Annotated in this window: 11 protein-coding genes; 6 read left to right on the plus strand and 5 right to left on the minus strand. The window is 56.3% G+C overall.

Features of this window, described 5'->3' with window-relative positions; translation table 11 throughout:
• Positions 1-257: 257 nt before the first annotated feature.
• The 4 genes from JK621_RS10295 to JK621_RS10310 all read left to right on the plus strand — a co-directional run bounded on the left by JK621_RS10295 (position 258) and on the right by JK621_RS10310 (position 6,448).
• On the plus strand, positions 258-2,057 hold the full coding sequence (locus JK621_RS10295) for a glycoside hydrolase family 13 protein (protein ID WP_212559700.1): 1,800 nt from the start codon (positions 258-260) through the stop codon (positions 2,055-2,057).
• Between the two features lie 255 nt (positions 2,058-2,312).
• The gene (locus tag JK621_RS10300) at positions 2,313-2,696 is read left to right on the plus strand and encodes a c-type cytochrome (RefSeq protein WP_212559701.1); all 384 of its coding nucleotides are present in this window, start codon (positions 2,313-2,315) and stop codon (positions 2,694-2,696) included.
• 220 nt (positions 2,697-2,916) lie between these two features.
• On the plus strand, positions 2,917-5,118 hold the full coding sequence (dcp, locus tag JK621_RS10305) for a peptidyl-dipeptidase Dcp (RefSeq protein WP_212559702.1): 2,202 nt from the start codon (positions 2,917-2,919) through the stop codon (positions 5,116-5,118).
• 124 nt (positions 5,119-5,242) lie between these two features.
• Positions 5,243-6,448 carry a serine hydrolase domain-containing protein gene (locus JK621_RS10310; RefSeq protein ID WP_249337167.1) on the plus strand — a complete coding sequence of 402 codons (1,206 nt, stop codon included), beginning with the start codon at positions 5,243-5,245 and terminating at the stop codon, positions 6,446-6,448.
• A 30-nt stretch (positions 6,449-6,478) separates the two neighbouring features.
• On the opposite strand, the gene JK621_RS10315 is transcribed toward JK621_RS10310, so the two are convergent.
• The 5 genes from JK621_RS10315 to JK621_RS10335 form a co-directional block, all read right to left on the minus strand.
• Positions 6,479-7,786, minus strand: coding sequence for an MFS transporter (locus JK621_RS10315; RefSeq protein ID WP_212559703.1), 1,308 nt, complete (start codon positions 7,784-7,786; stop codon positions 6,479-6,481).
• A 119-nt stretch (positions 7,787-7,905) separates the two neighbouring features.
• The gene (locus JK621_RS10320; protein ID WP_212559704.1) at positions 7,906-8,547 is read right to left on the minus strand and encodes an N-carbamoylsarcosine amidohydrolase; all 642 of its coding nucleotides are present in this window, start codon (positions 8,545-8,547) and stop codon (positions 7,906-7,908) included.
• Between the two features lie 9 nt (positions 8,548-8,556).
• Positions 8,557-9,309, minus strand: coding sequence for a maleate cis-trans isomerase family protein (locus JK621_RS10325; protein ID WP_432761922.1), 753 nt, complete (start codon positions 9,307-9,309; stop codon positions 8,557-8,559).
• 16 nt (positions 9,310-9,325) lie between these two features.
• Positions 9,326-10,120 (minus strand): alpha/beta fold hydrolase, encoded by a 795-nt coding sequence (locus JK621_RS10330; RefSeq protein WP_212559705.1) that lies wholly within the window; start codon positions 10,118-10,120, stop codon positions 9,326-9,328.
• The gene (locus JK621_RS10335; protein WP_212559706.1) at positions 10,117-11,265 is read right to left on the minus strand and encodes an FAD-dependent monooxygenase; all 1,149 of its coding nucleotides are present in this window, start codon (positions 11,263-11,265) and stop codon (positions 10,117-10,119) included. Before JK621_RS10335 ends, JK621_RS10330 begins: the two co-directional genes overlap by 4 nt.
• A 332-nt stretch (positions 11,266-11,597) precedes the next feature.
• Between JK621_RS10335 and JK621_RS10340 the strand changes: the two genes are divergently transcribed.
• Together JK621_RS10340 and JK621_RS10345 are read left to right on the plus strand one after the other, a co-directional pair.
• Entirely contained in the window at positions 11,598-12,656 is a 1,059-nt protein-coding gene (locus tag JK621_RS10340; protein WP_212559707.1) for a 2,5-dihydroxypyridine 5,6-dioxygenase, read from the plus strand.
• Positions 12,657-12,723: 67 nt separating this feature from the next.
• A complete protein-coding gene (locus JK621_RS10345) occupies positions 12,724-13,197 on the plus strand; it encodes a MarR family winged helix-turn-helix transcriptional regulator (protein WP_212559708.1) in 474 nt (157 codons plus the stop codon).
• Positions 13,198-13,272: the final 75 nt, after the last annotated feature.

Genomic DNA, 13,272 nt, shown 5'->3' on the forward strand with positions numbered 1-13,272 from the left:
TTTTAGAGCGTTCGCACCCCATGAGCTAACACGGTTTAGCAAGGTGTGCTAAAAAACAGCCGATTTAAAACAAATATCACTTAAAAAATCGTGATGCCTTATATTTACTTTACCCGGCCATTGTTAGGATACATAATTTAAAAGCTTCTATTAGATACTGAAATTAATCAGTGTGAAAATAACGATTAAACATTTAAATATCAGGGGAAACATTGAATTGATTTTATTTTTTGAATAAGAAACAGGAGAGTATTGTAATGCCCCGTCAAGGATTGAAAACTGCACTAGCGATTTTTCTAACCACATCATTATGCATCTCATGCCAGCAAGCCTTAGGTACGCAACAACCCTTGCCTCACGAAAAGAGTAGCGAACAGGCGAAAACCCTCCCTAAATGGTGGAAAGAGGCTGTTTTTTATCAGGTGTATCCGCGTTCCTTTAAAGACACCAACGGCGATGGTATCGGGGATATTAACGGCATCATAGAAAAATTAGACTATCTAAAATCTTTGGGAATTGATGCTATTTGGATCAACCCACATTATGATTCCCCTAACACGGATAATGGTTACGATATACGTGATTATCGAAAAATCATGAAAGAATATGGCACGATGGAAGATTTCGATCGCCTGATTTCTGAAATGAAAAAACGTAATATGCGCTTGATGATTGATGTGGTCATCAACCACACAAGCGATCAAAACGAATGGTTTGTTAAAAGTAAAAGCAGTAAGGATAATCCTTACCGCAGCTATTATTTCTGGAGAGATGCTAAAGAAGGGCAGTCGCCTAATAATTACCCCTCATTCTTTGGTGGCTCGGCGTGGCAAAAAGATGAAAAAACCAATCAATACTACCTGCACTATTTTGCTAAACAACAGCCTGACCTAAATTGGGATAACCCCAAAGTCCGTCAGGATCTTTATGCAATGTTACGTTTCTGGCTAGATAAAGGCGTGTCTGGTTTGCGCTTTGATACGGTCGCGACCTACTCAAAAATTCCGGATTTCCCGGATCTCACCCAACAACAGCTGAAGAATTTTGCACAGGAGTATACCAAGGGCCCTAACATTCATCGCTACGTCAATGAAATGAATAAAGAGGTTTTGTCTCATTACGACATTGCGACTGCCGGTGAAATCTTTGGCGTACCCCTGGATCAATCGATAAAGTTCTTCGATCGCCGCCGCGATGAGCTGAACATCGCATTTACCTTTGACCTCATCAGGCTCGATCGAGACTCTGATCAGAGATGGCGTCGAAAAGATTGGAAATTGTCGCAATTCCGGCAGGTCATCGATAACGTCGACCGTACTGCAGGGGAATATGGCTGGAATGCCTTCTTCCTGGATAACCACGATAACCCGCGTGCTGTCTCGCACTTTGGCGACGACCGCCCACAATGGCGTGAGCCATCGGCTAAAGCGCTTGCCACCTTGACGCTGACTCAACGAGCAACGCCTTTTATTTATCAAGGTTCAGAATTGGGCATGACCAATTACCCCTTCAAAGCTATTGATGAATTCGATGATATCGAGGTGAAAGGTTTTTGGCACGACTATGTTGAGACAGGAAAGGTGAAAGCCGACGAGTTCTTGCAAAATGTACGCCTGACGAGCCGGGATAACAGCCGGACGCCGTTCCAATGGGACGGGAGCAAAAATGCTGGATTCACGAGCGGAAAACCCTGGTTCAAGGTCAACCCAAACTACCAGGAAATCAATGCGGCCAGCCAAGTCACGCAGCCCGATTCAGTATTTAATTATTATCGTCAGCTGATCAAGATAAGGCATGACATCCCGGCGCTGACCTACGGGACATACACCGATTTGGATCCTGCAAATGATTCGGTCTATGCCTATACACGCAGCCTTGGGGCGGAAAAATATCTCGTTGTTGTTAACTTTAAGGAGCAAATGATGAGATATAAATTACCGGATAATTTATCCATTGATACAGCGATTATAGAAAGCAACGGCAAAAACGGTGTGAAAAAGAATGATTCATTGCTCGAACTAAAACCATGGCAGTCAGGGATTTATAAACTAAATTAATAAATCTCATTATCACGCCAAGCAATGTAAATATATTGAAACTATTAAAACCGGCAATTTATGCCGGTTTTTTTAATGCGAAATGAAGACCGGGGTTTGAGGGGGGCAATGCCGGTGAGCCAGCCAACCTCTCGTGGGCGCGAGCACGTTGCTGATGAACAATCTCGCTTCAAATGTTATCGTGAGAATGGCGTGTCGCAGTGGCGCCGCCGGGGTTTGTTCTCGATTCAGGTCTGATTCACATAACAAGGTCACATGGAAATGAAAGTGTTGCTCATCGCTTCGCTAGGCGCTTTATCGTTAATGCAAGCATCATTCTCCTTCGCGGATAACGCCAATGGGAAAAACATCTACTTACAGAGATGTAGTATGTGTCACGGAACAGACCTCAAAGGCACGGGGCCATTGGCTGATAAAACCAATCCGCCGCCGCCTGATCTGACAACTCCCTCTTTCAAAGAACGGCTCAATGATTATCCGGGCGTTATTGTCTCATCGATAATACTTCGTCCAAATGGAGACTTGATTCCCAAAACTTTGCGAGAGAATGGGGTAAAGCTGCCGCCGTTCTCTTGGCGGCTTCAGGATCTGCGCGATTTAAATCAATACATGAGCGCTGTGATTTCAAAAAATAGATGACGTTGAAAGGCAGGCGCAGAAATCGAATAGCCCTTCAGCGTGGTGACCTGTTTGACCGAATCCTTCAGAGATAGTCCAGACTGCGGTGCCCTGTAACGGGGCCCGCTATTCTAATCACTTGTTTTTGCTCAAACTGCCAACTGCGCCTAAGCTAGGATGTGGTCTGGGGACTGGGGTCCCTGTGCACTTTATTCCGTGAACATGGAGGAGTTTCGATTTGATGCGTTTATCTACATTGGTGCTGGCGATCGGCATGGCGCTGGGCTCGCAGGCACAGGCAGCAGAAACCAACCCGCACGCGAGTCATAGCGCGTTGCCAAGCGGCCAGGCGAAGGAGGCTAACGTGACCGGCGAAGCCAATCAGCACGAGAACAAAAAGAACGAGAACCCATTCTTCTATCAGAGCCGCCTGCCATTCCAGGCACCGCCGTTCAATCTGATTAAAGAAAGCGACTACGCCCCGGCGATCGACGCCGGCATCAAGCAAAAGCTGGAGGAGGTGGAGAAGATCGCCAATAACCCGGCCAAGCCTGATTTTAAAAATACCTTTGTGGCGCTGGAGCAGGCCGGAGCGCTGTTGACGCGGGTGATGAACGTGTTTGGCGCCATGACCTCGGCCAACACCAGCGACGCATTGCAAAAGCTGGATGAGGAAAGCTCGCCGAAACTGGCGGCGCTGGATGACGCCATCATGCTTAACAGCAAGCTGTTCGCGCGCATCAAGGCGATTTATCAGCAGCGCGATGCGCTGAAGCTGGATGCGGAGTCGCGCCGCCTGGTGGAAGTGACATACAAGAACTTCGAGTTGGCCGGGGCTAACCTGCCCGATGCCGATAAAACCAGGCTGAAAGCGCTGAATCAGGAAGCGGCGACGCTGAGCACCCAGTTCTCCAACAAGCTGCTGGCGGCGACCAAAGACGGCGCGCTGGCGATTGCCGACAAAGGCAAGCTGGACGGCCTGTCGGAAAGCGAACTGGCAGCGGCAGCCCAGGCGGCCGGCGAGCGCAAGCTGGACAAACAGTGGTTGCTGGTGTTGCAAAACACTACCCAGCAGCCGGAATTGCAGAGTCTGAAAGACAGAGATACGCGTAAGGCATTGTTTGACGCTTCATGGAACCGGGCGGAAAAGGGCGATGGCAACGACACCCGCCAGACCCTCGCACGCCTGGCTAAAGTGCGTGCCGAGCAGGCCAAACTGCTGGGCTTCCCGAACTATGCCGCCTGGAAACTGCAAAACCAGATGGCCAAAACCCCGGACGCGGCGCTGAGCTTTATGCGCAATATCGTTCCGGCGGCCACCGCGCGCGCCGAACGCGAAGCCAAAGACATTCAGGCGGTGATTGATCAGCAGAAAGGCAATTTCAAGGTTGAAGCCTGGGACTGGCAGTTCTACGCCGAGCAGGTGCGCAAGGCGAAATACGATCTGGATGAATCGCAGATCAAGCCTTACTTCGAACTGGATAACGTGCTGAACAATGGCGTGTTTTATGCCGCCAACCTGTTGTATGGCATCAGCTTTAAAGAACGCAAGGACATCCCGGTCTACCAACCGGACGTACGCGTGTATGAAGTCTTCGATAAAGACGGCAAATCTCTGGCGCTGTTCTATACCGACTTCTTTAAGCGCGACAACAAGGGCGGCGGCGCCTGGATGAGCAACTTTGTCGAACAGTCGAAGCTGAAAGGCACCAAACCGGTGATTTACAACGTCGCCAACTTCACCAAACCGGCGCCGGGCCAGCCCGCGCTGCTGTCGTACGACGACGTGATCACCATGTTCCACGAGTTTGGCCATGCGCTGCACGGCATGTTTGCCGATCAGGAGTATCCGAGCCTGTCCGGCACCAATACCGCGCGCGACTTTGTTGAGTTCCCCTCACAGTTCAACGAACACTGGGCCAGAGATCCCAAAGTCTTTGCGCACTTCGCCAGGCACTACAAAACCGGCGAAGCCATGCCGCAGGAACTGGTCGACAAAATCAAAAAAGCCGACAAGTTCAACAAAGGTTATGACATGACCGAGCTGCTGTCTGCCGCGTTGCTGGACATGCATTGGCACATGCTGAGCGCGGACCAGCCGCAGCAGGACGTGGACAAGTTCGAAGCCGAATCGCTGCTGAAGGATAAAATCGATCTCGGCTACGTGCCGCCGCGTTATCGCTCCAGCTACTTCAAGCATATCTGGGGCAACGGTTATGCCGCCGGTTACTACGCCTATCTGTGGACCGAAATGCTGGCGGATGACGCCTTCCAGTGGTTCGCCGAGCACGGCGGCCTGACGGCGGAGAACGGGCAGCGCTTCCGCGAAATGGTGCTGTCGCGCGGCAACAGCCAGGATCTGGAAAAACTGTATGTCGACTGGCGCGGCAAAGAGCCAAGCATCGAGCCGATGCTGATTAACCGCGGTCTGAAAGACGAATAAGTCGTCACGGCGTTAGCCCGTAAGGCCACGAAGGACGCAAGCTTGCTTGCGTCCTTTTTTACGCCAGGGGGACATGGTCGGTGTGATGGTTTATCATGCGCGGGATAATTTTGGCCCGTGAGCAATGAAGATAAAAATCCTCTTAAAACGCAGTTTCGTCCTGATCTTGCCGTTACTGATATCCGCCTGTGGCACCCTGTCGCGTATGCCGACTGACACCTCGCCGTTGGAAAGCCGACGTTTGGCGTGCAGCGGCGATCTGCAAGCCGAAGTTGATCGCCTGGCGCGGCCGCTCATTGACGGCCGGCAGACGCCGGGGCTGGTGGTCGGGGTGTTGACGCCGAACGGGCAGGCCCGCACCTTTGGCTATGGCGTAACCGATGCGCAGCAGCGTTATCCGGTTAACGGTAACACGCTGTTTGCCGTGGGGTCGGTCAGTAAGGGGTTTATCGCCGAAGTGACCGTCGTGTTGGTTAACAAGGGGGTGCTGCATTGGGAGGATACGTTGGCGACGTTGTTACCGGCAGGGACTGTACTCAGCAAGGATGCGGCCAACATTACCTTGCTGCAACTGGTGACCCACACCTCGGGGCTGCCGCGCCAAATGATGACACCGGAAATGCTCGGTGCCTTCGTCCGTTACCTGTTTACCGGCGATAATTTTTATGGCGCGCTGGATACGCCAAAAGTTCTCGATGATCTGGCACAGTTTGAGGCACCGGCGGTGGAAGCACCGCGCTATTCCAACCTGGGTTATGCGCTGCTGGATTACATTTTGCAGCGGCGCACCGGGAAAACCGTCGATCGCCTGACGGCGGAAAACATCCTCCAGCCGTTGGGGCTGACCCACACCAGTTACAATGTGCAGCAGTTACCGGGTTATGCGCAGCGTGCCATAGGTCATGCCGGCGATCAGCCGAAGTTTATTCGGCGCGGTCAGCCGGTGCCGGACTGGCGGTTTTCTTCCTATATGATTGGTGCCGCCGGGTTGTATACCGACGCCGACGATCTGCTGCGCTATGCACGGGCGCATTTTGTCTCTACCGGCTCCGCTGCGCTGGACCAGGCGCTGAAAAACTCGTTGACCGTGCGTTTTGCGCGCAAAAAAGAGGCGGCGGCCATCGCCTGGATAGTGGATGACGTTGGGACGCAGCAAATTACCTATCAGGTGGGATTTATCGGCGGTTACTCCAGCTATATCGGCCTGGATCTGCGCCACAAGACGGCGGTGGTGGTGTTGCAAAACAGCTTCAACTGGAGCAATAACATTGGCCACCGCTTACTGCAGCGCATGGGCGAGGCCGCAGACGGGCATTTCACCTGCCAATAAGTTGGGCTCCGCGTACGGAGCCCAACACCCTCAGCGATTAACCACCTTGGCCGGCAGAGCGATCACCAGCAGCGAACTGATCAGCAGACAACCGGCGAAAGCCCACAGCGCGCCGCCGCTTTTGCCGGTCAGATCCAGTGCCAACCCCATCAGCGAGTTACTCACCAACCCGGCGATATTCGCCAGCGAGCAGGCCAGCGCAAAGCCGGTTGCCGCCGCCGTACCGCGCAAAAACGTGGCCGGCAGGCTGAAGAACACCGGCACCGCGCCGATGATCGCCGCCTGGGCGATGGAGAACAGCAGCACCGTGGCGATCACGTTATGGGTGAAGAAGGTGCTGCCGGCCATCGCCATCGCGCCGACGATAAACGGCACTATGATATGCCAGCGGCGCTCGCGCATGCGGTCGGAACTGGTGCCAATCAGCAACATGCCCAGCAGGGCGGCGACGCTCGGCAGCGCGGTCAGCATGCCGATGGTGGTAATGTCGGTGACCCCGGCAGTTTTGATAAAGGTCGGCATCCAGAACCCCATCGCATAGGCGCTGAGCAGGATCGAGAAATCGATGCCGCCCAACATCCACACCTTGAGGTTAAAGAAACCGTCGCGGAAACTGTGCTTGCTGTGGCCGGCTTCGGCATCGTCATGCGCCAGATCCTGCTCAATGCGTTTTTTCTCGTCGTCGGTTAACCATTTTGCCTGCCGATAATTATTGGGCAGCACCCAGAAGGTGAGCACGCCCAGCAGCACGCTGGGAATGCCCTCCAGCAGGAACAGCCATTGCCAGCCATGCAGCCCGTGGCGCATATCGAAATGCCCCATGATCCAGCCGGAGAGCGGGCCGCCGATCACGCTCGACAGCGGCAGGCCGATCATGAACAGCGCTATGATGCGGCCGCGACGATAGGTGGGGAACCATAACGTCAAATAATAGAGTACGCCGGGCAGGAAGCCGGCTTCCGCCACGCCCAGCAAAAAACGGATGGCGTAAAACTGATTGGGGGTGGTGACGAACAGGGTGCCGGCGGAAAGCAGGCCCCAGGTGATCATGATGCGGGCAATCCACACCTTGGCGCCGACGCGCTGCAGGATCAGGTTGCTCGGCACTTCAAACAGGATATAACCGACAAAAAACAGCCCCGCGCCCAGCCCAAAGGCGGCTTCGCTCAGTTGCAGTTGATCGGCCATCTGCAGCTTGGCCAGCCCGACGTTAATGCGGTCAAGGTAGGCGGCCAGATAACACAGGCAGAGAAACGGGATCAACTTCCAGGTGATTTTGCGGTACAGCAGCGATTCTGTTCCCGCTTTCCCCGCTAACGGGGTTTCAACAATGGCCATGATGGTGTCTCCAGGTGGTGCATGGTGGCCTCCGGAGGAGGAGTGTTGTGTGTTTGCTTTTGAGGCGCTTTCCGCGCCTTCTTTAATTGTTCAGCTCTCCGTGCAGGTAAAACTCTGGGTTACAGCCGGTTCAGATAATCGAGGCTCTCCTTTTTCGTCACCACGTCGCCGTATTTGCTGTCGATGTCGAACAGGTTGGCTTCGTGCGGGCCTGAGTGGCGGTCGCCCACGCATTCACGCACCACGATAGTGCGAAATCCGTGTTGCACGGCGTCCACCGCGCTGGCGCGGATACAGCCGCTGGTGGAGCAACCGGCCAGCAGCAGGGTATCGATGCCGAGCGCCACCAACATAGGTGCAAGCGCAGTGCCGAAAAAGGCGCTGGCATATTGTTTGGTCAACACCACCTCGGTCGCTGACGGCGCAACCTGGGGGCAGAACGCCGCCAACGGGTTGCCCTCGACCATGTCTTTCATCACCGGCGCTTTTTTCACCCAGATGCCGCCATCGGCAAAATGCCCCGCATGATAGCGGATATTGGTGTGGATCACCGGAATTCTCACCTGGCGTGCGGTGGCCAGCAGCGCCACGCTTTCGTCGACCGCGCTGACCACGCCGGGGGCGAACAGCGGTGCGCCCTCGGTGGTGTAAGCCTGCATAAAGTCGATCATCAGCAGCGCCGGGCGATGGCCGAAACCGATGCGGTTGCCCCAGACGCCGCTGTAGTTATCTACGAGAGAGTTATCGGCTGCGGATGCCATTTTTCCTCCTTAATAGGCGCCGGACAGCAGGGCGCCGGCGCCGGGAACGATCGGCTCCAGCTCCAGTGCGGTCAGCATGGCGTAGGTGGTGGCGATGGCGGCGGTCAGCACCGGCTTGCCGGTTTGCGCCTCAACGGTGGCTACCGCGGGTAAAGACGGCATTTGCACGCAGGCGGAGAGCACTATGGCGTCTACGTCGCGCAGATCCATCTCGGCGACAATGCCCGGCAGTTTGGCCGGATCGTGACGGCCCACCGCCAGGTTGTCCGGGATCTCCAGCGCGCGCCACACCTTGACCTCAATGCCCTCGTGTTCGATATAGTCCACCACCATTTGGGTCAGCGGTTTCATGTAAGGCGCCACCAGTGCGATGCGTTTGGCGCCGAGCACTTTCAGGCCACTGACCAGCGCGCCGGCGCTGCTGATCACCGGCGCCGCTGCGGCATTGTCTTGCGTGATCCGGGCCAGACGAGCCTGCGATTCACGGTGATACCCCAGCCCCATCGACATGATAGCCACCAGGCAGGCATAACCGAGCACGTCGACCTGCGCGTCGGAAAGCTCCAGCGCACAGCGGTCTGATTCGGCGTCCATCGCCGCCAGTTCCGCTTTGCTCACATGCTTCATGCGCATGCGGCTGGAGTGGAAGGTGAAACGCTCCGGGCGGATTAGCTGGCGCGCGGTCAACATCGCCGGAATTTCGGTTTCCATCGTGGTGTTGGAGCTGGGTACGATCTGGCCGATACGGTAATTTTTGGTCATGACAAAGATTCCTTAATTAATCCAGAAAATCGCCCAGGGCGCGGAAGAAACCGTCAAAGTCGTCCCACGGGATCATATGCCCGGCGTTTGCTACGTGCGCCACGGTGATTTCCGGTTGCAGCGTGCGGATCTCCGCCTCGTCTTCCGGTTGGATCACGCCGCCCAGGCCCGCGACCATCAGCAGCGTCGGCATGCTCAGGTCGGGATAGTCGCGGTGGCTGTCCACCTGATGGAAATCTTCATAGGCACGTTGAATGGCCGGTTCATAGCAGGTGTGCAGCCATTCGGCGCGCAACTGCCGCTGCTCCTCGCTCCAGGTCGGGCAGTAGGCGCGCATCTGCTCGGCATCCATCCCCGATAGCGACTGGCGGATGGAGTCGACGTACCACGGCCATTTACCGGGATAGTCGCGGCGGCCGGGGCCGGAAACCGGCGGATCGACCAGCACTAACCGGCGAACGCCGGCCGGTTGCAGCACCGCAGCGCGCAGGGCAAAACGCGCGCCCATGGAGTGGCCGATCAGCGAATAGCTGTCCAGCTTCAGCGCGGCGGCGAAAGCGTTGACGTCCTGCGCGCAAGTTTCGGCGTCATAGGCCAAATCCGGGCCGCTGGAAGACAGACCGCGCCCGCGCACGTCCAGCACGTAGGTATCGTATCTTTCGCCCAGCCGTTCGGCGACGAAGCCCCAGGTGATCGCCGGGCTGGTGATGCCGGGGATCAGGATCAGCGTCGGGCCCTGGCCGCCGTAGCGCAGGTAGTGCTGACGGATGCCGTTGGCCTGCACGTTGGCGCCATACAGGAAGCGGCTCATGCGGCGTTCTCCGATTTCAACGCCTGCGCGTACAGGTCATAGCCGTACACCCAGGCCGGATCTTCCTGAGTGCGCAGGAAAGTATTGGCGTTGGACACCGCCTGCACGCGGGAGGCGCGCTCTTTGCGGTTGGCTTCATACAGCTGGAAGGCGGTGCGGTAATCGGTCAGGCCGGTTTCCTGCAGGCAGCGCGCCAGCATGGCGGCGTCTTCGATCGCCATCGCCGCACCCTGCGCCATATGCGGTTTCATGGGGTGGCAGGCGTCGCCGAGCAACACCATGCGGCCTTCGCTCCACAGCGGCAGCGGTTTGCGGTTCAGCAGCGGCCATTTGGTGACCTGCTCGCTGGACTCGATCAGCGCTTGTACTATCGGGTGATAACCGGCGAAGGTTTCGTACATTTCTTCGCGGCTGCTGTCGATGAAGCTGCCCTGGAAATCCCACGCCGGGTGGGGGACGCCGCTGACGTAATAGTATTCGTCGCGTTTTTGCGTGGTGTAATAGACCATCAGATGGCGATCCGCCGACCACCACTTCACGCAGTCTTCGAAACTCAAATTGTATTTGGCCAGTTTCTCGCCGCGGATCAGCGCGCGGTGGGCCACCCAGCCGCTGTAGGTTGGCGCTTCGGCACCCAACAGGTGTTCGCGAATGCGTGAGTTGATGCCGTCGGCGCCAATCACGATATCGGCGGTGGCGCTGGTGCCGTCGGCGAAATTCAGCACCACGTCGTCGCCGCGATCTTCAATCTTGCTCAGGCATTTGCCAAAGTGCACGCTGCCCGGCAGCAGAGCCGCCATCTGCAACGCCTGTAAGTCGCCGCGATGCACCGTAACGTATGCCGCGCCGTATTCTTTGCGGGCAAACGCCCCCAATTCAATGCGCGACAGATAGTCGCCGCTTTCGGCATCGCGGCTGAACCAGAAATCCGGGTGCGAAGCCATTTGCTCCAGCGGCTGTTCGATACCGAGGCGGCGGAAAATCTTCAGCACGTTCGGTCCCATATGGATACCGGCACCGAGGCGTGAAAACACCGGGCTTTGCTCATACAAATCGACGGTAAAGCCGGCTTTTTGCAGCAGACCGGCGGCGGCGGCGCCACCCAGGCCTGCGCCGACCACGGCAATGCGTTGTTGTTTGCTCATCGTTTTTCCCCTGACTGTTGGTCTTTTTAGGCGTTGTCCGCGGCAATGCCGGACGATTGATTTATAGTGTATACACTAGATATCGCAAAGTTGCACAAGTGTTAATTTAGATCTCGCTCACGCTAACGGACAGTAATTTCCTGGTAAACTCATGTTAATCACAGCCTGGTACGGGCATAAAATAGGATTTACTTATGGGTGGCGTTAGCGACTTGCGTCCCATTGAATTTTGGGCTTAGATGATTAAAAGAGTGTGTTCGCTTTAATTTGTGCAAAATAACCTCACCGTGCCGAGTGCGCCGGTCATTCATTAGCGAAACAGGAGATACGCCATGGCGGTCAATGAGAGTCAGCTGGTTCAACTGTTCGAGCAGGTGCTTACGCTGTCGAAAGTGGATGCTTCGCAGAGCGTAGCCATCCTGAAAAGCCACTATTCCGATGCGCGTACGGTACGCGCCGCCACCGATGCCGCGCTGCGGTTGGGGGCCAAGGTGTATGCGGTGGAGCTCCCCTCGTTCAACCATCCGCGGGCGATGGGCAATGACATGACCGCCTACTGCGGCGACACGGCGCTGACCGGCAACCCTGCCGCGCAGCGTGCGCTGGAAGCCGCCGATTTGATCGTCGACACCATGATGTTGCTGCACTCGCCGGAGCAGGAACAAATACTGAAAACCGGCACGCGCATACTGTTGGCGGTCGAGCCGCCGGAGGTGTTGGCACGGATGTTGCCTGACTCAGAGGACAAAGCGCGGGTGTTGGCGGCGGCTGCGCTGCTGGAACAGGCGAAGCTGATGCGGGTGACATCCGCCGCCGGCAGCGATTTCCGCGCCCCCCTGGGGCAATACCCGACGGTGACCGAATACGGTTATGCCGACGAACCGGGGCGTTGGGATCACTGGCCGAGCGGTTTTCTGTTTACCTGGCCGAATGAGGAGCAGGCGGAAGGGGTGCTGGTGCTGGACGTCGGCGATATCCTGCTGCCGTTTAAGAGCTATGCCCGGGAACGCATTACGCTGGAGATTGAACAAGGTTTCGTGACGGGGATTCACGGCGGCTTCGAGGCGGAATACCTGCGCGAATACATGAAGTATTTCAAGGATCCGGAAGTGTACGGCATCTCGCATATCGGTTGGGGCCTGCAACCGCGCGCCCAGTGGACGGCAATGGGCCTGCACGACAAAAACGACGGCATGTGCATGGATGCGCGCGCATTTTACGGCAACTTCCTGTTCTCCACCGGCCCGAATACCGAAGTCGGCGGCACGCGAAAAACGCCGTGCCACATGGATATTGCGCTGCGTCGCTGCGATATCAGCCTGGATGGCCAGACGGTAGTGGCTGAAGGGGAAGTGGTCGCGCCGGAGGCATCGCGGGTGCGCCAGGGTTAACCGTTGCTGTTAACCGCGGGGGTTTGTACTATTCTCGGTAGTTTCCATAGATGGTGAGAGTAACGCAATGACGCCCCCCGAAGACTCGGCCGCCGACGACGGCAAAGCCGAAAACTATCATTTTACCGAACAAGTCGGGCACCTGCTGCGCAAGGTTTATCAACGCCACGTGGCGATATTCCAGCAGAACGTCGGGGATTCTCAACTGACCGCCGTGCAGTTTATTACCCTGTGCGCGGTGCGCGACATGGGGCCTAGCTCGCTGACCGAGCTGGTGCAGGTGACGGCGGTCGATCAGGCCACCATTCGCGGTATCGTTGAGCGCCTCAAGGCGCGTGAATTGATCACCGTCATGCCGGATCCGATAGACCGGCGCAAAGTGGTGGTCGGGTTGACCGACACCGGCGCTGCGCTGTTGGCGACAACGGTGCCGCATGCGGCGAAGATCACGGAATTAACCTTCGGCACGCTCAATCCGGCCGAGCGTGTCGCCTTGATGTTCCTGCTCAATAAAATGCTGGAAGACCAGCCGCCAGGCTAATTCGCTCCCCGTAACTGCGGTTGCCCGGTGAGTGGCCTGCGGCGAGGTCACGGCCCACAATACATACCCTATAGC

This window comes from Serratia plymuthica, from assembly GCF_018336935.1.
In the GTDB taxonomy this organism is placed as follows: Bacteria; Pseudomonadota; Gammaproteobacteria; order Enterobacterales; family Enterobacteriaceae; genus Serratia; species Serratia plymuthica_B.